Origin of the sequence: Thiomonas sp. FB-Cd (assembly GCF_000733775.1) — a bacterium.
Taxonomy (GTDB): Bacteria; Pseudomonadota; Gammaproteobacteria; order Burkholderiales; family Burkholderiaceae_C; genus Thiomonas_A.
Genome location: NZ_JPOE01000002.1, coordinates 1,678,302 through 1,695,066 on the forward strand (window position 1 = coordinate 1,678,302; position 16,765 = coordinate 1,695,066).

21 protein-coding genes are annotated in these 16,765 nt (G+C 62.6%); 6 read left to right on the forward strand and 15 right to left on the reverse strand.

The features are described 5' to 3' along the window. Positions 1 to 117 precede the first annotated feature (117 nt). Positions 118 to 1,269 carry a hydrogenase formation protein HypD gene (gene hypD / locus CD04_RS0108180; protein WP_031405751.1) on the forward strand — a complete coding sequence of 384 codons (1,152 nt, stop codon included), beginning with the start codon at positions 118 to 120 and terminating at the stop codon, positions 1,267 to 1,269. After that, on the forward strand, positions 1,269 to 2,336 hold the full coding sequence (gene hypE / locus CD04_RS0108185; RefSeq protein ID WP_051849034.1) for a hydrogenase expression/formation protein HypE: 1,068 nt from the start codon (positions 1,269 to 1,271) through the stop codon (positions 2,334 to 2,336). The genes hypD and hypE overlap by 1 nt, the downstream gene beginning before the upstream one ends. On the opposite strand, the gene CD04_RS0108190 is transcribed toward hypE, so the two are convergent. Genes CD04_RS0108190 through CD04_RS0108220 form a run of 7 tightly spaced genes read right to left on the reverse strand, consistent with a single transcriptional unit; the run spans position 2,319 to position 7,744 of the window. Next, positions 2,319 to 2,858, reverse strand: coding sequence for a hydrogenase maturation protease (locus CD04_RS0108190; RefSeq protein WP_156030192.1), 540 nt, complete (start codon positions 2,856 to 2,858; stop codon positions 2,319 to 2,321). The genes hypE and CD04_RS0108190 overlap by 18 nt on opposite strands. Next, complete coding sequence (locus CD04_RS0108195) at positions 2,807 to 4,096, reverse strand: Ni/Fe hydrogenase subunit alpha (protein ID WP_031405754.1); 1,290 nt, start codon at positions 4,094 to 4,096, stop codon at positions 2,807 to 2,809. The genes CD04_RS0108190 and CD04_RS0108195 overlap by 52 nt, the downstream gene beginning before the upstream one ends. Beyond that, positions 4,086 to 4,856: an oxidoreductase gene (locus CD04_RS0108200; RefSeq protein ID WP_031405756.1), complete on the reverse strand. Its 771-nt coding sequence runs from the start codon at positions 4,854 to 4,856 to the stop codon at positions 4,086 to 4,088. The genes CD04_RS0108195 and CD04_RS0108200 overlap by 11 nt, the downstream gene beginning before the upstream one ends. A 1-nt stretch (position 4,857) precedes the next feature. Next, complete coding sequence (locus tag CD04_RS0108205) at positions 4,858 to 5,712, reverse strand: FAD/NAD(P)-binding protein (RefSeq protein WP_051849035.1); 855 nt, start codon at positions 5,710 to 5,712, stop codon at positions 4,858 to 4,860. Next, positions 5,693 to 6,151, reverse strand: coding sequence for a cyclic nucleotide-binding domain-containing protein (locus CD04_RS0108210; protein WP_031405760.1), 459 nt, complete (start codon positions 6,149 to 6,151; stop codon positions 5,693 to 5,695). The genes CD04_RS0108205 and CD04_RS0108210 overlap by 20 nt, the downstream gene beginning before the upstream one ends. Beyond that, a complete protein-coding gene (locus CD04_RS0108215) occupies positions 6,138 to 7,298 on the reverse strand; it encodes a 4Fe-4S dicluster domain-containing protein (RefSeq protein WP_031405762.1) in 1,161 nt (386 codons plus the stop codon). Before CD04_RS0108215 ends, CD04_RS0108210 begins: the two co-directional genes overlap by 14 nt. 2 nt (positions 7,299 to 7,300) lie before the next feature. Beyond that, on the reverse strand, positions 7,301 to 7,744 hold the full coding sequence (locus CD04_RS0108220) for a universal stress protein (RefSeq protein ID WP_031405765.1): 444 nt from the start codon (positions 7,742 to 7,744) through the stop codon (positions 7,301 to 7,303). A gap of 512 nt (positions 7,745 to 8,256) precedes the next feature. On the opposite strand from CD04_RS0108220, the gene CD04_RS0108225 reads away from it, so the two are divergent. After that, complete coding sequence (locus CD04_RS0108225) at positions 8,257 to 9,435, forward strand: nickel-dependent hydrogenase large subunit (RefSeq protein ID WP_031405767.1); 1,179 nt, start codon at positions 8,257 to 8,259, stop codon at positions 9,433 to 9,435. Further along, entirely contained in the window at positions 9,428 to 9,769 is a 342-nt protein-coding gene (hypA, locus tag CD04_RS0108230) for a hydrogenase maturation nickel metallochaperone HypA (protein WP_031405769.1), read from the forward strand. The genes CD04_RS0108225 and hypA overlap by 8 nt, the downstream gene beginning before the upstream one ends. Here the strand turns inward: hypA and CD04_RS25215 are convergent. Next, entirely contained in the window at positions 9,766 to 9,903 is a 138-nt protein-coding gene (locus CD04_RS25215) for a hypothetical protein (protein ID WP_369792785.1), read from the reverse strand. The genes hypA and CD04_RS25215 overlap by 4 nt on opposite strands. Before the next feature lie 33 nt (positions 9,904 to 9,936). On the opposite strand from CD04_RS25215, the gene hypB reads away from it, so the two are divergent. Beyond that, complete coding sequence (gene hypB / locus CD04_RS0108235; protein ID WP_369792786.1) at positions 9,937 to 10,635, forward strand: hydrogenase nickel incorporation protein HypB; 699 nt, start codon at positions 9,937 to 9,939, stop codon at positions 10,633 to 10,635. 13 nt (positions 10,636 to 10,648) lie between these two features. Beyond that, positions 10,649 to 13,012: a carbamoyltransferase HypF gene (gene hypF, locus CD04_RS0108240; protein WP_081857858.1), complete on the forward strand. Its 2,364-nt coding sequence runs from the start codon at positions 10,649 to 10,651 to the stop codon at positions 13,010 to 13,012. A 6-nt stretch (positions 13,013 to 13,018) separates the two neighbouring features. Here hypF and CD04_RS0108245 read toward each other — a convergent pair whose 3' ends face one another. The 7 genes from CD04_RS0108245 to cybH are packed head-to-tail and all read right to left on the reverse strand — an operon-like array spanning position 13,019 to position 16,746. Further along, positions 13,019 to 13,300, reverse strand: a complete 282-nt coding sequence (locus CD04_RS0108245) for a HypC/HybG/HupF family hydrogenase formation chaperone (RefSeq protein WP_031405776.1) — start codon at positions 13,298 to 13,300, stop codon at positions 13,019 to 13,021. A gap of 24 nt (positions 13,301 to 13,324) precedes the next feature. After that, positions 13,325 to 13,972 carry a hypothetical protein gene (locus CD04_RS0108250; protein ID WP_038167607.1) on the reverse strand — a complete coding sequence of 216 codons (648 nt, stop codon included), beginning with the start codon at positions 13,970 to 13,972 and terminating at the stop codon, positions 13,325 to 13,327. After that, positions 13,965 to 14,171, reverse strand: coding sequence for a rubredoxin (locus CD04_RS0108255; protein ID WP_031405780.1), 207 nt, complete (start codon positions 14,169 to 14,171; stop codon positions 13,965 to 13,967). The genes CD04_RS0108250 and CD04_RS0108255 overlap by 8 nt, the downstream gene beginning before the upstream one ends. Further along, entirely contained in the window at positions 14,168 to 15,007 is an 840-nt protein-coding gene (locus CD04_RS0108260; RefSeq protein WP_031405782.1) for a hydrogenase expression/formation protein, read from the reverse strand. Before CD04_RS0108260 ends, CD04_RS0108255 begins: the two co-directional genes overlap by 4 nt. A 1-nt stretch (position 15,008) precedes the next feature. Further along, positions 15,009 to 15,434, reverse strand: a complete 426-nt coding sequence (locus CD04_RS21605) for a hypothetical protein (protein ID WP_081857859.1) — start codon at positions 15,432 to 15,434, stop codon at positions 15,009 to 15,011. Further along, a complete protein-coding gene (locus CD04_RS0108270; RefSeq protein ID WP_031405786.1) occupies positions 15,431 to 16,027 on the reverse strand; it encodes a HyaD/HybD family hydrogenase maturation endopeptidase in 597 nt (198 codons plus the stop codon). Before CD04_RS0108270 ends, CD04_RS21605 begins: the two co-directional genes overlap by 4 nt. Further along, positions 16,024 to 16,746, reverse strand: coding sequence for a Ni/Fe-hydrogenase, b-type cytochrome subunit (gene cybH, locus CD04_RS0108275; protein WP_031405788.1), 723 nt, complete (start codon positions 16,744 to 16,746; stop codon positions 16,024 to 16,026). The genes CD04_RS0108270 and cybH overlap by 4 nt, the downstream gene beginning before the upstream one ends. Positions 16,747 to 16,765: the final 19 nt, after the last annotated feature.

A 16,765-nucleotide genomic window follows, 5' to 3' on the forward strand; every position in this document is an offset into this window, starting at 1 on the left:
CGACGACCAACACCGTCTTTCGCCGGGAGGGACTGCACCCGCGCCGATCGCACAGGCTCACCCGCACACTCCACATCCAACTGACTAGCCAGCCAAGGCAACCCGTCGGGAGCCCGCATGCAATACGTTGACGAATTCCGTGACCCCCACAAAGCACGGGCGCTGTCCCGGCAAATTGGAGCGTTGCTCGACCGCATTGGCCCGGCTGGCCATAAGCCGTTGCAAATCATGGAATTCTGTGGCGGTCATACCCACACCATTTTTCGCTACGGTCTTGAGCAGATGCTCCCCGAGCGCATCGAGATGGTTCACGGCCCCGGCTGTCCGGTATGCGTGCTGCCGATGGGCCGGGTGGACGACTGCATCGCCATCGCACAACGCCCGGAGGTGATCTTCGCCACTTTCGGCGACGCCATGCGCGTGCCCGGCTCGCAGAAGAGCCTGCTGCAGGCCAAGGCCGACGGCGCCGACGTGCGCATGGTGTATTCCCCGCTGGACGCCCTGGATCTCGCCCGCCGCAACCCGGACCGCGAGGTGGTGTTCTTCGCCCTGGGTTTCGAGACCACCATGCCCAGCACTGCGCTCACGGTGATCCAGGCTGAACGCGACGGGATTGGCAATTTCTCACTGTTTTGCAACCATATAACGACCGCACCAACGCTGAAGGCGATTCTTGATGCGCCCGACATGCAGATTGATGCATTCCTCGCCCCGGGTCATGTCAGCATGGTCATCGGGGAGGAACCATTCGCGTTCGTCGCCCGCGACTATCGGCGGCCGATCGTCATTACCGGCTTCGAACCGCTCGACATTCTGCAGTCGCTGTGGATGGTGGTTAAACAGCTGGCCGATGGTCGCTGTGTGGTCGAGAATCAGTATGCGCGAGTCGTGGCCCCAGGTGGCAACCGCGCCGGACTCGACGCGATGACTCAGGTGTTCGAACAGCGGGAGTTCTTTGAATTGCGGGGGCTCGGCTCGATCGATCACTCGGGCGTGCGCATGCGCGAGCGCTATGCCGCCTTTGATGCCGAGCGCAAGTTTGCCGTTCCGAACCTAACGGTCGCCGACCCGCAGTCATGCCAATGCGGTGAAGTGCTCAAGGGCGCGATACGCCCGTGGGAATGCAAGGTTTACGACAAACCGTGCAGCCCGCAGACGCCGCTTGGTGCGTTGATGGTGTCCTCCGAGGGCGCCTGCGCCGCCCATTACAGCTACGGCAGCGTGCGGCCTCCTGCCCAGCGCAATGCGTCCGATCTGGAGAAGATCTGATGAGTGTGCCCGTTCGTGCGCTGCGTCGGCGTTCCGGCAAAGTTGGGGAAGAACTCATCACGCTCGCCCATGGCAGCGGTGGCAAGGCAATGCGCGACTTGATCGACGATATTTTCGTCGGGACTTTTGACAATCCCCTGCTGAGCCAGCTCGAAGACCAAGCCCGCCTCAACCTTGATGGCTTGCTTGGGCATGGCAGTCGCCTTGCTTTAACAACGGACTCATACGTTGTCACCCCATTGTTTTTTCCCGGCGGTGACATCGGCAAGCTCGCCGTTGCCGGCACCGTCAACGATCTGGCTGTGGGCGGCGCAACGGCCCTTTATCTGACCTGCGGCATGATCATTGAAGAAGGCTTCCCCCTCGCAGCGTTACGCCGCGTGGCAACGTCGATGAAGGCCACGGCCGACGCCGCCGGGGTGTCGATCGTCACCGGCGATACCAAGGTCGTGCAGCGGGGCTCCGCCGATAAGCTCTTCATCAACACCGCAGGCGTCGGCGTGATTCCCGCACATGTAGACATTCGCGCCGAGCGTGCGCGTGCCGGCGACGTCATCATCGTCAATGGTTTCATTGGAGATCACGGCGCCGCCATTGTCGATGCGCGTGGCGAACTGGCATTGGAAAGCAGCGTGCAGTCCGACTGCCAACCCCTCAACGGCCTGATCGCTGCCATGTTGAAGGTGTGCCCCGATATCCACTGCATGCGCGATGCCACGCGCGGTGGCGTGGCCACGGTACTCAATGAGTTCGCTGTCGCCAGTAACTGCTGCATTCGGATGGATGAATCCGCGCTGCCGATTCGCGACGAGGTTCGTGGCATCTGCGAAATCCTGGGGCTTGATCCTCTGTACCTCGCCAATGAGGGCAAGCTCATCGCGGTCGTGGCAGCAGAAGGGGCTGACGCACTGCTCGAGGCGATGCGAGCCCACCCAGCCGGGCACAACGCGCAGGTGATCGGCGAGGTCCGGCAAGAGCCCGCCGGAATGGTTGTCATGGCAACCCGATTCGGCGGCGACCGCCTCATTGACATGCTCGTGGGTGACCAGCTACCGCGGATCTGCTGAACGCTGGCGCAGTCCCTGGACTTCCTGAGCGACTTGCTCGACTAACCGCGTGGCGGCCGCAGCAACGGCCGGACTCAGTCCTGCGCCCAGATCGAATCGACAACCCTCGACGGCGTAAAAAACAATGTCCGCAGGCGCGTTGCCCAGAGCGCGCGCCAGCTCGATCGCGGTGGTTATGCCGAGCGTATGACTTGATGCTGGAAGAAGCAGCTCACGCGGCAACTCTTGCACGGCCAGATCGATGCGATGCACATGTCCGGGCGCAGCTGCAGGTGCCGCGCAATCCACGCAAACCCAGGCTTCAAAGCCCGCACAGTCATCGACAATCCCCACGATGTCGCCCGCGCAGGTACGCACCTCGCACCCGGGTGCAAGGCGATCCCGCAAGCGGTGCACGACGAAAGCACCGACGCCGTCGTCGCCCCGGTCAGGGTTGCCAATGCCCAGCACCAGCACACGCCGCGCACCACTCATTCCCGAACCACCGATAACCTCAGGAAGTGGGTCGAGCAGGATATGCACGGATCATAGTTGCGGATGCTTTGCTCGCAGCGCGCTTGGATGGCGTCGTCTGGCTCGTCCACCATCGCGCCTGCAACGCTCGCAAGGTCTGCCTCCATACTCGGCTGGTTCTGCGAAGTCGGCGGTACGATGCGCGCGGTTTCAACGGTACCATCGGCGCCAAAAGTGTATCGATGCCAGCATATGCCACGTGGCGCCTCCGTGCACCCAAAGCCAACCCCGGCACGCGGCACCAGCGTGAGCGCAGCGTCCTGCGGCGGCTCATACGCGTCAATGATGCGCAGCGCCTCCTCGCAAGCATAGGCAACTTCAATCGCACGCACGACGACGCTACGGAACGGGTTGTTGCATACCGTGCCAAGTCCAGCTTGGCGCGCTAGAGCCTGAACGGTTGGCGGCAGCCGGTCAAAATTCAATGCGTAGCGCGCCAAAGGCCCTACCAGATAGGCGCCGCGCCGCTTCAGCAGCGAGTGCAACGCCGTCGAATCCGCGACCTGGCGCTCCTCAAATTCGCTCTCATAGTCAGCGACGTCAATGTCGATGCCCCGACTGGACACCAGCCGTCCTTCATTGAGCGGGTACTCGCACGGGTGGCGCAGCGCGACAAATTCATAGTCACGGGTGTAATCAGGAAAATCGAAGCCTGCGACCCAATGCACCAACTCGACCGCAATGTCTCGCACACGCTCAAGATTGCTCACCATCGCGGTCAACTCTGCGCGGCTAGGCACGCGGTAAAAGCCACCCGGCTTGACACTCACGGGATGGATTTCGCGTCCGCCGAGCACCCGAATCAGCTCGTTACCGGCCTTCTTCAAAGTCAGCGCATCTCGTACCTTGTCACCATGCACGCTCGCCATGCGAATCGCATCGGGAAAGCCCAGAAAATCCGGAGCATGCAACATGACGACATGCAATGCATGGCTTTCGATCCACTCGCCACAATACATGAGCCTGCGCAGGGCTCGAAGTTGCCCCTGCACCGTCACGCCAAAAGCCCTCTCAATCGCGTGCACAGCGCTCATTTGATAAGCCACCGGGCAGATGCCGCAGATGCGTGCGACGATATCAGGAAGTTCAGCGTAGCTGCGCCCACGCAAAAGGGCCTCAAAAAAGCGGGGCGGCTCCATGATCTTGAGTTTTGCCGCCGTCACGTGCCCGTCACTGATACGCAACTCGAGTGCACCCTCGCCTTCCACACGGGTCAGGTTGTCAACCTTGATCGTCCTAATCGCCATGGGCCTGGCTCTCTTTAAGAAATGGCTCGGCGCCCGTATTGAATGTACGAAGAGCGCGCTGTATCTCGCGCGGCGCTGCACCGAGCGCCAGCCACGCATCGGCCAGCGCTGGCATGTTGGGCGTCTCCATGGGGCCATAGCAGCCGTAACAGCCGCGGTGATAGGCAGGACAGATGGCGCCACACCCCGCATGGGTCACCGGGCCCAGACAAGGCGTGCCCTGCACCATCACGCACACCGCACCGCGACGCTTGCACTCGATGCACACGCTATGCGCGGAGATGGCCGGCTTGCGCCGGGCCAGGAAGGCCGCGATCACTTCAAGCAGTTGCGCCTTGTTGACCGGGCACCCATGCAACTCATAATCGACCGTGACATGGGCAGAGATTGGAGTCGACGTTTCCAGCGTGCTGATGTACTGCGGCGATGCATAGACCGCAGCGACAAAGTCATCGATGGCTGCCAGATTCCGCAACGCCTGGATCCCGCCAGCGGTCGCACAGGCACCGATTGACACCAGAAGCCGTGACTGGCGGCGCACTTCAAGGATGCGCTCGGCGTCCTGTGGCGTGGTGATTGACCCCTCGACCAAGGACAGGTCGTAAGGACCATCAAGAATGAGGCTCGTGGCTTCGGGAAAATTCGCAATCTGCACCGCGCCGGCCAGCGTCAGCAATTCGTCTTCGCAGTCGAGCAAAGAGAGTTGACAGCCGTCGCAGGAGGCAAATTTCCATACGGCCAGGCGCGGCTTCTCGTCCATATCAGACCTCACGCACCGCAAGAATGTCAGCGACAGCGTCCAATCGCATGACAGGGCCGTCCTTGCAGACAAATGCCGATCCGAACTGGCAGTGGCCGCATAGGCCGATCGCGCATTTCATATTGCGCTCCATCGACAGGTAGATGCGTTGGGCTGCGACCCCGGCATCGCGCAACGCGCCAACTGTGAAACGCATCATGATTTCGGGTCCGCACACAAATGCGGTGGCCCGCTGTGGGTCAAAGCCGGCTCGGGCAATCAGCGACGGCACCACTCCGACGTGACCGTGCCACTGGGCATCGGCGTGATCAACGGTCACCTCGACCTCAACATCAAGCCGTTGGCGCCAGCTCTCAAGTTCATGGCGATAAAGCAGTTCGACCGGGCTGCGCGTGCCAAACAAAACCGCGATCCGGTTGTAGCGATTGCGATCGCTCAAGATGGCGTGAATCACTGGGCGCAGGGGCGCCAACCCGAGGCCACCGGCGACGATCACGACGTCCCCGCCGACCGCAGACAGGAAAGGCCAGCCCACCCCGAAAGGGCCGCGCAGTCCAAGCATGGCGCCCACGCCAAGCCGCGCGATCGCACCGCTCACGGCGCCGACCTCACGAACTGTATGCACGAATGCGCCATTGCCAGCGCCCCCCGCACTGATGCTGATTGCCGCCTCACCGACACCAAAGGCATAAAGCATGTTGAACTGCCCCGGCACGAATGCTGGCCGCGCGCCATCGACGGGGGCGAGCGTCAGCGTCACCGTATCGGAGAGCTCGCGCTGCACGTGCTCCACCCGGTAGCGCCGTGGCGTAAAGGGACTGATCAGCTCCACCACCTTAGCGTTTTCCGTAGACATCGAGGAGCTGTAGCCGCGTCGCGTGCAAGCGGTTGACCAGAATCGGCAGGAAGCGGGTCATCATCGCATACCCGAGATCGTGGTCAACGTCGCATTTGCAGCGCAGGCAAGACGCATCGATACCGATTGCACGTGTGACCTCGAGCGCCCGCGCGTCGAAGTTCCAACGGTACGGTGATACGAGCCATGAGGCGCCCACGATATCCCCGGCCCCAAGGGTTGCAATGACGATGGATGCATGCCCGGGCGAAGCGATCTCAAGCGCGACCCGGCCGTGCCGAATGAGGAAAAATTCGTCGGCTGACTCGCCTTCCCGGAACAGGTACCGCCCCGCATCGAATCGGTGGTTGCGAGCGCAGCCCGCCACCAAATGGCGATGCGCAGATTCAAACCCAGCGAAAAATGGATGCTCCGCCAGAATCTGTTCAAGTTCCTGCATCTGCGGCGCTCCCCGTGCCTTGGACGTCGGCGCGAATCGCCGCAACCTCCGCAGTGATGTCGATGCCAACCGGACACCACGTGATACACCGGCCGCAGCCGACGCAACCCGAGGTGCCGAACTGATCAATCCAGTTCGCAAGCTTGTGTGTCATCCACTGTCGGTAGCGCGCAGCCGCTGAATGCCGCACACTGCCACCGTGGATATAGGAAAACTCCATCGTGAAGCACGAGTCCCATTTGCGCACGCGCCGCGCGGTTTCCCCAGCCAGATCGCCGACCTCATCCACGGATGTGCAAAAGCAGGTTGGACAGACCATCGTGCAGTTACCGCAGCTTAGGCAACGCTTCCCTAGTGCCTCCCATTGCGAGTGGTTTGGGTTGGCCTGAAGCAAATTCTTGATCCCGTCGGTCTGCAGGTGACGTCCCATGCGGGTTGCCGCGGCCGCGACAACCTGCCGTGCGGCCTCGACTTCACCGGGCGCTGCCGGGCGCTGCGCCACCTTGGCAAGCAGTGCAGCCCCAGCCGCACTGCCAATTTCCACAACAAAGACAGCATCGCCCTCAAGCAGCTCTGTCAACGCCAAATCGAAGCCCTGCTGTGCCCTGGGCCCGGTTTGCATCGATGCGCAAAAGCAGGTGCCCCCCGGCTCTGCGCAGTTGACAGCAACGATGAAGCTCTTCCGCCGCCGCTCTGCATAAGCTTGATCATGGAACGGACCTTGGCAGAAAACACGATCCTGGATGGCGATCGCCTGCAACTCGCAAGCCCGAACACCGATAAAGGCAAAGGGGGTCGAAGGTTCCGGGGGCGCGGTGAACTCGATGCCGTCGCCTTCCCGATGTGCGCTCCATAGCGTCTCCAGCGGAGGATGCAGGAATCGCTTCCACGAGTGCGGCCCGACAGCAAAGCTGAAAAACGCGTCATCACCGCGCCGTTCCAAGCGGTATGCTCCGGCCTCCTGCCGGTCCGTCCAGCCAGCGGGAAGCTCGCTCAAGCCCGAAATATGGTCGTAGACGATCGCGCCATCGCGCACAGTCGGCCCGACGACTTCATAACCCGTCTCGATGAGCATGTCGATAAGCGTTTGCAGGGCGCCACGGGCCATGACAACCGGCGCCTTCGCTGCCGGCAAGGACTCGGCCATGGTCAGACCCAATGCCGCACGGTCAACACGTCGCAATGGGCACGATTAGCCACTGCGCTTGCCGTGGATCCGAGCTGGGCAGCCACACCGTGCCAGCCGTGACTGCCCAGAACGATAAGATCCGTCCCGTTGGCGCCTGCAAGACGCACGATCTCATGCCAGGCCGAGTGCGGGCTGACCAGTACCGACTGATGCGCCGCTGCGCAGCCCAGGCTCGACGTGAGTGCGGCCAAGCGGGCGCGCGCCTTGTCTGACTCATATCCAGCGGGATCGACATCCTCGGGTGGAATGCGCTCGTTCGATCGCTCCCCAGGGAAATATTCGACGACATGCACGAAGCTCAGATGCTGAGGATTGTGCTCAGCCAGCACCAAGGCGCGCTGGCAGGCCTCGCCGCTGAGCGATGAAAAATCCACAGCGCAAAGGATGCGTTGATAGACAGGCATATCGAACCCCCTCGCCTTCCGCTTTGGGCTTGTTGTAGCACGAAAACACGATCGGGAAAACCCCAAGGAAGATCGGCAAATGACCATCTTTGCCCACGCACAGGCTCCGAGGGTGATGCCCGGCACGGCATTGACGCGCAGGCGCCTCGCCCTTCAACCCCTGCACCCGAACCGGGCCTGAGCGTTCGCCTCGTCGCAGAGAAAGAAGATCTCCGCCAAGCGGGAGTTCAATCGATGGGGAAGGGCTTCCCCTGAACAACTTGCGCACCGGTCTGCGTCGAGTCGCGGCAGCAAATCACGGGCCACGAGGTTCGCATCGGCGGCCACAGGACCGCCGATGCATCAGAAACGGGGCTTACCCCCTTGCTGGCGATCAGCCCGCGACGCGCCGACTGCTGCGTGTGAAGGCCGTGCTGGCATGCTTGTCTGCGGCGGATCAAGCTCTGAGCGCGCGGGCCCCTCGCGCCACGTCCTAGACCGGCGTATCCTTGGATTCTGGCTTCGGAGGCTTCATGAATGCCGCGCACGGTCACCTCACAAGCAAGGGCGCGAGCGGGTCGCAGCCTGCTTTCGACTACCGGCTTTGCATCACATTACGCCCGGGCACAGAGCGGGGCATGCAGGTGCATATCGACTCATCGCGCCCCTTATTTGCCGCGCGATTGTTCGAAGGCAAGACCCCGGAACAGGCACTGGCCATTCTCCCGACATTGTTCAATGTCTGTGGACGCGCCCACCAGGCCGCAGCAGCAGGCGCCTTCGACAGCCTGCTCAACGCCGACCTTGAAGAATCCAACCGGCATCGCACGCGCAGGCGTGCCGTTTTGACGGAGAGTCTGCGGGAGCATTTGTTGCGGCTGTATCTCGACTGGCCACAGCTCATGGGCGCCGCACTTGATTTTGATGCGCTTGGGCAAATCAATCGCGTGTGTGCCGCTCTCATGCAGCCAGAGCCGCACGCGCAGGCTGCTTGGGCCTTGCGCGAATTCATCGAACGCCGCGTTCTGACAATGCCGGCCAGTGAATTCCGCCGCATTGACAGTGGCCAGGCGCTGCTGCGCTGGGCGCGGCGCAGCGATGGCGCGCCGGCGCGTTTCATCACCTGGCTGAGTCAGCACGATGCGCTTGTGCCGAGGGCGATGCCGGCACCGCTCGAAGATCTCGATGCGGTGGGCCTGACGCATTATCTGGACGCCGAGAACTGGGCCGAATTTGTCGCCCGCCCCCGCTGGGAGGACCAATGCCGTGAAACCGGGCCATTCGCGCGACAGGCCGAGCATCCCATGATCCGAGACCTGGAGGCGCGTCGCGGCGGTGGGTTTATGGCGCGTTATGCCGCGCGTCTGCTTGATGCTGCCGAAACCACGCACGAACTTCTTGACCCGGACCACGAGCGGCCGTGGGGGCGCGCGCAGGCTGGGCTGGCCATGGTTGAGGCGTCGCGCGGAACCCTTGTGCATCGCGTTGTGCTCGACGCTCACAGGCGCATCAGCAGGTATCGCATCTTGGCACCCACCGAGTGGAACTTTCATCCGGAAGGCGCCGCCGTCCGCCTCCTTGAGGCGATCCCGTGCACGCCAGAGACCGACCTCTCGCTCCTGGCCCGGCTCGCGGTGCATGCGGTCGACCCCTGTGTCGGCTTCGACCTGCGGCTGCCGGGCGTGACACGCGAGGAGCCTGTCCATGCATGAGATGTCCTTGTGCGAGGGTATTCTGCAGATTTTGCAGGACGAGGCTGTGGCGCAGTCCTTCAGGCGCGTCAGGATGGTGTGCCTGGACATCGGCGAGCTTGCTGCGGTCGAGGTTGACGCGCTGCGCTTTTGCTTCGATGTGGTGTGTCGCGACAGTTTGGCTGAGGGCGCAATCCTGCGCATTGAGCGCAGCCCCGGGCGGGGCTGGTGCATGGCATGCGGTGACAGCATTGCGGTCGCCAGCCGCCTCGACGCATGCCCCGTGTGCGGAAGTCACCAGGTGCAAGTCACGGGTGGCGAGACAATGCGCATCAAGGAACTGGAGGTGGATTAATCATGTGCACAGAATGCGGATGTGGAGAAGGTGCGGTCCGGATCGAAGGCCACGAGCACAGTCATGATGATGCTCACCATCATGAACATGAACATGTTCATGTTCATGAGCACGGGCAGGCTCAGCACGCGCACGCAGCCGGTCTGCAGCCGGATCGCAAGGTGCGGGTGGAACGCGACATTCTGGCGAAGAACGACAGCTACGCGGCTGTCAACCGCAGTTGGCTGGCCGAGCGCGGCATCCTTGCCCTGAACCTCGTGTCGAGTCCAGGCTCGGGCAAGACCACGGTGCTCACGCGGACGGTTGCTGCGTTGAAGAGCGAAATGCCCGTGTCCGTCATGGAAGGGGACCAGGAAACGAGCCTGGACGCCGAACGCATTCGGGCCACAGGCGTGCCGGCGGTACAAATCAACACGGGCAAGGGCTGCCACCTCGATGCACACATGGTGGGTCACGCGCTGCACGCGCTCTTACCGGCCGAGGCGTCGGTGCTGTTTATTGAAAACGTGGGCAACCTCGTATGCCCCGCGGCCTTCGATCTTGGCGAGGCTGCCAAAGTGGCCATCCTGTCCGTCACTGAAGGCGAGGATAAGCCGCTGAAATACCCGGACATGTTTCACGCCGCCCAACTTGTGCTCATCAACAAGATTGATCTGCTGCCTCATGTCGACTTCAGCGTCGAGCGCTGCGTCGAGTATGCACGGCGGGTGAATCCCGGGGTGCAAATCCTGTTGTTGTCGGCACGAACCGGTGAAGGGATGGAGGCGTGGTACGAATGGCTGCGCCTGACGCGGCGTTCGCGGCTCCTTGGCCGGCGGAGCGCAGCGCATCAGACAGCCGAACCGTCTGGCGTGACGCTCACCTGACACTTGCCCCTCGATGCCATCGCCCGAGCATGCAGCGCGCCGCAGCGCGCACAGCTCATCTGTGGCTGCGCGCGAGATCCGCGTGCGCGGCATTGTCCAGGGCGTCGGATTCCGCCCGACGGTGTGGCGCTTGGCGCATCAGCACGCCCTGGCCGGAACCGTGCGCAACGACGCCGACGGCGTGCTCATTCGCGCGTGGGGAGATCCCCGCAACCTCGATGCCTTCATCGATGCCTTGCGCGCGCAAGCTCCGCCGCTGGCACGCATTGACCGCATCGACGTCGTTGTGCTGGATCTGGTGGCACCCGCAACCGGCTTCACGATCGAGGCGAGCCCGCTCGAAGGCGGCGCACGCACCTTCGTTTCGCCCGACGCCGCGACATGCGAAGCCTGCATGGGCGAAGTGTTCAATCCTGCGGATCGCCGCGCAGGCTACGCCTTCACCAACTGCACGCACTGCGGCCCACGACTGTCGATCATTCGGGCGATTCCTTACGACCGTGCCAACACCAGCATGGCCGCATTTCCCCTCTGCGCCTCATGCCGCCGCGAGTATGACGATCCAACCGATCGACGCTTTCACGCCCAGCCCAACGCCTGCCCCACCTGCGGGCCACGATTGTGGCTCGAGGACGGCGCTGGCGAGATCGCGGCCGGCGATCCCATTGCAGCCGCGGCTGAACGGCTGCGTGCCGGAGAGATCGTGGCGATCAAGGGTATCGGGGGCTTCCATCTCGCTGTCGACGCGACCAACGCGCAGGCCGTGCGGCGTCTGCGTCTGCGCAAGTTCAGGCCCGACAAGCCGCTGGCACTGATCGCGCGTGACCTTGACGTCGTGCGCCGCTGGCGTGACGTCAATCAGGCCGAGGCGGCCGCTTTGACCAACCGCGCAGCGCCGATTGTGCTGCTTGAACGCGCAGGCCCGCAAACCCTACCCGATGTCATCGCCCCGGGAAGCGGCATACTCGGCTTCATGCTGCCCATGAGCGCCCTGCACCATCTGCTGCTGGTTGGATTTGAACACCCTTTGGTGTTGACGTCCGGGAACGTTTCGGGGAACCCCCAGTGCACGGATAACGCCGACGCGCGTGAGCACCTCGCGCGGATCGCCGATGTCTTCCTCATGCACGATCGAGAGATCGTGAACCGTCTCGACGACTCCGTCCTGCGTCCGATGGCTGGCCGCGCTCGTGTCTTGCGACGCAGCCGTGGCTTCGCGCCCGAGCCACTGATGCTACCGCCCGGTGTCGATGGGTCGCGTCGGATCATCGCGCTTGGAGGTGAGCTGAAAAACACTTTCTGCCTGATTCGTGCCGGTCAGGCCTTGCTGTCGCAGCACATCGGCGATCTCGAAAACGTGCCGACACAAACCGACTATAGAAAGGCCCTCGGTCTGTATCAACAGCTTTTCGACCAGGCACCCGAAGCGCTGGCGATTGACCTGCACCCGGACTACGCGGCGAGCAAACTTGGACGGGCCTGGGCGGCCGCCGATGGACTTCAGCTCATCGAGGTGCAGCACCATCATGCGCACATCGCCGCATGCCTGGCCGAGCAAGGCTACCCGGCGCACCTTGGGCCCGTGCTGGGCGTCGCGCTCGACGGACTTGGCTATGGCGACGACGGCGCTCTGTGGGGAGGCGAATTGCTTCTCGCGGATTACCGCGAAGCAAGGAGGCTCGCACGCCTGCAGCCTGTTGCCTTGGCCGGTGGCGGGTCGGCGATGCGTGAGCCATGGCGCAACCTGGCGGCGCAGCTCTTGGCTTTACCGGATTGGGATCATCTGCGTGAGCGTCACGCCTCGCTGCCGCTGTTTCAGCGCCTTGCAGCCAAGCCCCTGGGAACGCTCCAACGCATGATCGCCCATCGCATCAACGCCCCCGCCGCCTCGTCATGCGGCAGGCTTTTTGACGCAGTAGCAGCGGCGCTGGGACTGAACTTTGATTACCAGACATACGAAGGTCAGGCTGCAACGGCCCTCGAACAACTGGCATGGCGCAGCTGCGATGGCGGCGCGTACCCATTCGACCTGGTGGCGCTTGATGGAATGATCGAGTTGCAACCGGCCCCGATGTGGCGCTCGCTGCTGGACGACATGGCACGCGGCGTCGAGCTGGCCGCCATTGCGCGGCGATTCCACAGCGGGCTTGCGCAAGCTTGGAGCGCGTGCATCGAAACAGCTGCACAGCGCTGGGGCTGCCAGCACTGCGCGCTGACTGGGGGTGTCTTCCAAAATCGCATGCTCTTTGAGGCCATGCACAGCCGGCTCGAGGGTCTGGGACTGAACGTGTTGTCACACCAGCATGTTCCGGCAAACGACGGCGGATTGGCACTGGGCCAGGCAATCATCGCCGCCGTGCGTGGCAGCTCCGCCTAGCCAGCATCACTGGGGCGGTGCCGGTGCATTCCCAAGGTCGGGAAAATACGCTGCCAAATCGGTTTCCCCCCGCAACGCCGCCTCAACACCATCCAGTGCCAAGTCGATGCGCCGCGCCTCCTCGGCGTCAAGCACCTCGCGCGCTGCATCCTGGAGGACCAGCAGCCACACTCCTGTCGGCTGCTCACCTACGAGTGCCAGATTCACCGTGCGCCTCACCCCCCGCCCCTCGCACAGCGCGACCAGGTTGGCGCTCTCGACAATTTGCATCGGTATGCCCAAGCACATTTCGCCATGCTCCCTTGGTGTTCACTACATCGTCACGCATCCAAGCGCGCGGAGGCGACGCGGGAGATTCACCGGCCTCTGGCTCGGGATCCGCAGTCGATAATCATCGAACCTTGTGACCGGATCGATGCCTGTCGCGCCGGCCAGCCGTCTGTCGCGCGCTTGCAAGAGCAATTCCACGTCATCCGCGAAGATGATCAGCAGATTCTCGAGCCAGCGCGCCACATCGGAAGGCTCGGCATGCCGTAGCCGCGGTCTTTTGAGTCGTGCATGCAGCGCGGGGGCGGCCTGCCAGACCTCATCGGTCACCCAGCGGTTGGTTGTGAAAAGACGAAAGGGCAATCCCCTCACATCAACCGACAGCCCGATGAGATGGGAAAACTGCGGCGTGCCGCTTCCCCGGGTTGCGCCATAAGGCACGAAAATATGAAAGTGTCCGTGCTCCGCGCGGGGCCGCTGGCTGGCAACGTGCGCGTGGTAGTAGAACTTCCAGCCTGACTCGTGATCAACCGAATCAGGCTGCGGATAATGGGCCCATTCCACGAATCCCCTTGCAACCCCAAGGAGCCGTGCGGGCGCGCTCAGGCCTTGTCCCGCCCAGTCGGCGATTTGTTGGGCAACCGCGATGCCCGCGTGCGCGGCCTCGCTCGCAGACGAAGCCGTATCAGCCATCACGACGCTCCTCGGTCTCAACACGGATGAACTGCCCCTTTGCGGCGTCGCAGTTGGGGCAACTCCAGTCGTCAGGCAGATCCTCGAACGCCGTGCCTGGTGGAATCTGGCGGACCACGTCTCCCGTCTCGGGCGCATAGACTGTCCAGCAGATTCGACATTCATAATGCAGAGCTGCCATAGCTGCGGGGTGTGTCATAAATCGAGTGTATGCAATGCATGCAACCGCTGGGCGGACTCGGCAATATCGTCGTCCGCCGCGCAAGCGACCGCCGGAATACCGATGACCTCGATCGAGTTGAGGATCAGCATGTCGCTTGAATTGAAATATTGCACCCACCATGTCGCGGCAAGCCGAGTGCTGCGGATACGGCAGGCTCCATAGCCCGACGACAAGATCACGACTGGCCCCTCGCCAAGGGTCTGCACGAGCCATCCCAGTTCCGCATCACTCATCGGCACGAGGTCCAGATTGATCATGTGCCCCCCTGCCCCAGCCTGGAATGCCCGGCTTCGCGCAATCAACTCGGCGAGAATATGGGGTGCATTGACCACGTCGGACGTGATCCCATCGCGCAATGGCATGTCCATTGGCGCACTCGCCTGGCGGGCCCTCGTGATAAGTACCTCCGGGGCGTCAGCCACTTCAAGCGCGTCGCTCACCACTCGGCCGTCGGCACTGATCCGCTGAATCCGCCAAAGACCAGGAAACACCGATTCCTGGATACGCAACTCCGGCTCGCCAAGCACGACCGCGCTAACCTCGCCACGTCCAAGCAGATCATCGAGAAATCGCCGCTCCGTCGCCGCGGTCTCATCGAGGTCGAAGCGCGGGCTCGGCATGCCGATCCGATAGGCGGCGAGCGCCGAACTCAATAACGCCGGCCATGCTTTGCCGGCCTGGCGAAGCTCGGGGTCGTCGGGCAGCGCCGGCGGGCTGAATACAGCCATCTCCTTGGGCAACTGCAGATATCCCGGCCCACCATCAAGGGAAGCCGGTCTCGGGCCGTGCAGCAACGTGCGACGATCGGTCATCTCATGTATCTCCCAAGCCGGTGGATGGGCCAGCGTACGGACCTCCGGTGTTGACTGGATCGGCCACAATTGCGGCGATCTCGGCGAGATAGACGGCCCAATCACGCATGCGCCCAATCGATCCCAGCACAGCACCGTCGCGCAAGAAGACGAGAGTCGGGCGAACGTTGACGCCAAAGCGCTGCGCCGCGGTGCGATCGACGTCAGGGTCAACCACACCCACGCGGAAGCGCCCGGCGAATGCGGTCATCAACTCGGGAAGCACGGCAGCGACGTCGTCGATTTCCGGATAACGCCTGCTGTTGCCCGTAAAAAACAACACACGCGTACCCGTGGCAGCGAAGGCATCAACCGCGTCGCCCGCGAGCTGTTCGACGTCGGGCCGTGCCAGAAGTCGCTGAAACACACCACTCGTGGCATTGGTCATGAAGACGCCTTCGATCCAGGCGTTGCCTGGGGCCGCCCCCGCTCGTACGGCTGCTTCGCCACGGATGCCGGACCCAACGGGTCCCCAGCAGTGCCACAAGGCAAAGCCTCGGCGCGGAGCCCCGCCTGTGCAAGAAACGCAATCCCGGCTGCGATCGCGGCATCAATTTGCCCATCAACAGGTCCCGACAGGCTTCCGCCGTAGGACTCGAGGTCCAGCGGTTGCACACCGACCAGACGCATTCGCGTCGGCTGACGCCCCGAGAGGGCGGCGAGCGCCAGCACGTCCTGAAAATTTGTCTGGTGAAGGCTCATTTTTTTCGCTGTGAGGTAACGCGGCACGTCGGCATCGTCGATCAGGCGTAACGAACCAGCGGGAAGGCCATAATCAATCGCGTCGAAAATCAACAAGACATCGGCATCCTCAATCCAGGGCAACAGTCCCAGGCCCAGCGTGCCGCCATCGACAAGCTTCACATTGGAGCCGAAACGATAGCGCTCGTGCATCGCTTCAACCACACGCACGCCGAAGCCTTCGTCGGCCCACAGGATGTTGCCAATGCCAAGGACAAGGACCGATCGCTCGGCGATCATGGGCGGCCGTCTTTGAAGTAACGCCAGCCATCGACCATTGTGCTGATCATGGTCTGGCGCGACATGATGTCCTCGCGAATCGCCATGTAGACGTGGACGATCACGAACATGATCAGGTACCACATGGCGAGATGGTGCCAAGTATGAACGGTCTGACTGCTGCCAAACAGCGGAATGACCCAACTCGTAAACAGATGATTGGACCAGGACCCATACCCTGTGCCTTCGCCATACAGCGCGAATCCGGTGATGATCTCGAACAGCACACCGACCACGAACATGAACAACATCGCAAGCTGCGCTAACGGGTTATGGCCGGTCTCCTTGCCGGTTTCGCGTTCGATCAGGAGATACCAGCGCACCGTTCGAAAAAAGGCATGCCACCAATCCTTCGTCCAAACCCGCGGCACGAAGATCTCTCGGGCGTAGCGGTTGCCGACGAAAGTCCAATAGATTCGCACCATCATGCCCAGTGCCAGGACGTATCCGCTCAAAAAATGCGCCAGCCGAATGTCACCCATCAGGTAATGGTTGTAAGGCTGACCGAGAAAGAGCGGCCACGGCGGATTGCCAATGAGCCAACCGGTGATGGCGAGCACCGTGATCGCTGCAGCGACAAGCCAGTGCCAGATGCGCACCGGCAGTTCATAAACATAGACTGGCGCGGTCACTTGTGGCGATGCGACGCCGGTCCACGACAATTGCGATTGATCGGGCATGACGGATTCCCCGGTTAGC

Bases quoted from the DNA above. Each gene is read 5' to 3' on its own strand.
- hypD (WP_031405751.1), top strand. From the start codon at position 118: ATGCAATACGTTGACGAATTCCGTGACCCCCACAAAGCACGGGCGCTG.
- hypE (WP_051849034.1), top strand. From the start codon at position 1,269: ATGAGTGTGCCCGTTCGTGCGCTGCGTCGGCGTTCCGGCAAAGTTGGG.
- CD04_RS0108195 (WP_031405754.1), bottom strand. From the start codon at position 4,096: ATGGCGATTAGGACGATCAAGGTTGACAACCTGACCCGTGTGGAAGGC.
- CD04_RS0108200 (WP_031405756.1), bottom strand. From the start codon at position 4,856: ATGGACGAGAAGCCGCGCCTGGCCGTATGGAAATTTGCCTCCTGCGAC.
- CD04_RS0108205 (WP_051849035.1), bottom strand. From the start codon at position 5,712: ATGTCTACGGAAAACGCTAAGGTGGTGGAGCTGATCAGTCCCTTTACG.
- CD04_RS0108210 (WP_031405760.1), bottom strand. From the start codon at position 6,151: ATGCAGGAACTTGAACAGATTCTGGCGGAGCATCCATTTTTCGCTGGG.
- CD04_RS0108215 (WP_031405762.1), bottom strand. From the start codon at position 7,298: ATGGCCGAGTCCTTGCCGGCAGCGAAGGCGCCGGTTGTCATGGCCCGT.
- CD04_RS0108220 (WP_031405765.1), bottom strand. From the start codon at position 7,744: ATGCCTGTCTATCAACGCATCCTTTGCGCTGTGGATTTTTCATCGCTC.
- CD04_RS0108225 (WP_031405767.1), top strand. From the start codon at position 8,257: ATGAATGCCGCGCACGGTCACCTCACAAGCAAGGGCGCGAGCGGGTCG.
- hypA (WP_031405769.1), top strand. From the start codon at position 9,428: ATGCATGAGATGTCCTTGTGCGAGGGTATTCTGCAGATTTTGCAGGAC.
- hypF (WP_081857858.1), top strand. From the start codon at position 10,649: ATGCCATCGCCCGAGCATGCAGCGCGCCGCAGCGCGCACAGCTCATCT.
- CD04_RS0108245 (WP_031405776.1), bottom strand. From the start codon at position 13,300: ATGTGCTTGGGCATACCGATGCAAATTGTCGAGAGCGCCAACCTGGTC.
- CD04_RS0108250 (WP_038167607.1), bottom strand. From the start codon at position 13,972: ATGGCTGATACGGCTTCGTCTGCGAGCGAGGCCGCGCACGCGGGCATC.
- CD04_RS0108255 (WP_031405780.1), bottom strand. From the start codon at position 14,171: ATGACACACCCCGCAGCTATGGCAGCTCTGCATTATGAATGTCGAATC.
- CD04_RS0108260 (WP_031405782.1), bottom strand. From the start codon at position 15,007: ATGACCGATCGTCGCACGTTGCTGCACGGCCCGAGACCGGCTTCCCTT.
- CD04_RS21605 (WP_081857859.1), bottom strand. From the start codon at position 15,434: ATGACCAATGCCACGAGTGGTGTGTTTCAGCGACTTCTGGCACGGCCC.
- CD04_RS0108270 (WP_031405786.1), bottom strand. From the start codon at position 16,027: ATGATCGCCGAGCGATCGGTCCTTGTCCTTGGCATTGGCAACATCCTG.
- cybH (WP_031405788.1), bottom strand. From the start codon at position 16,746: ATGCCCGATCAATCGCAATTGTCGTGGACCGGCGTCGCATCGCCACAA.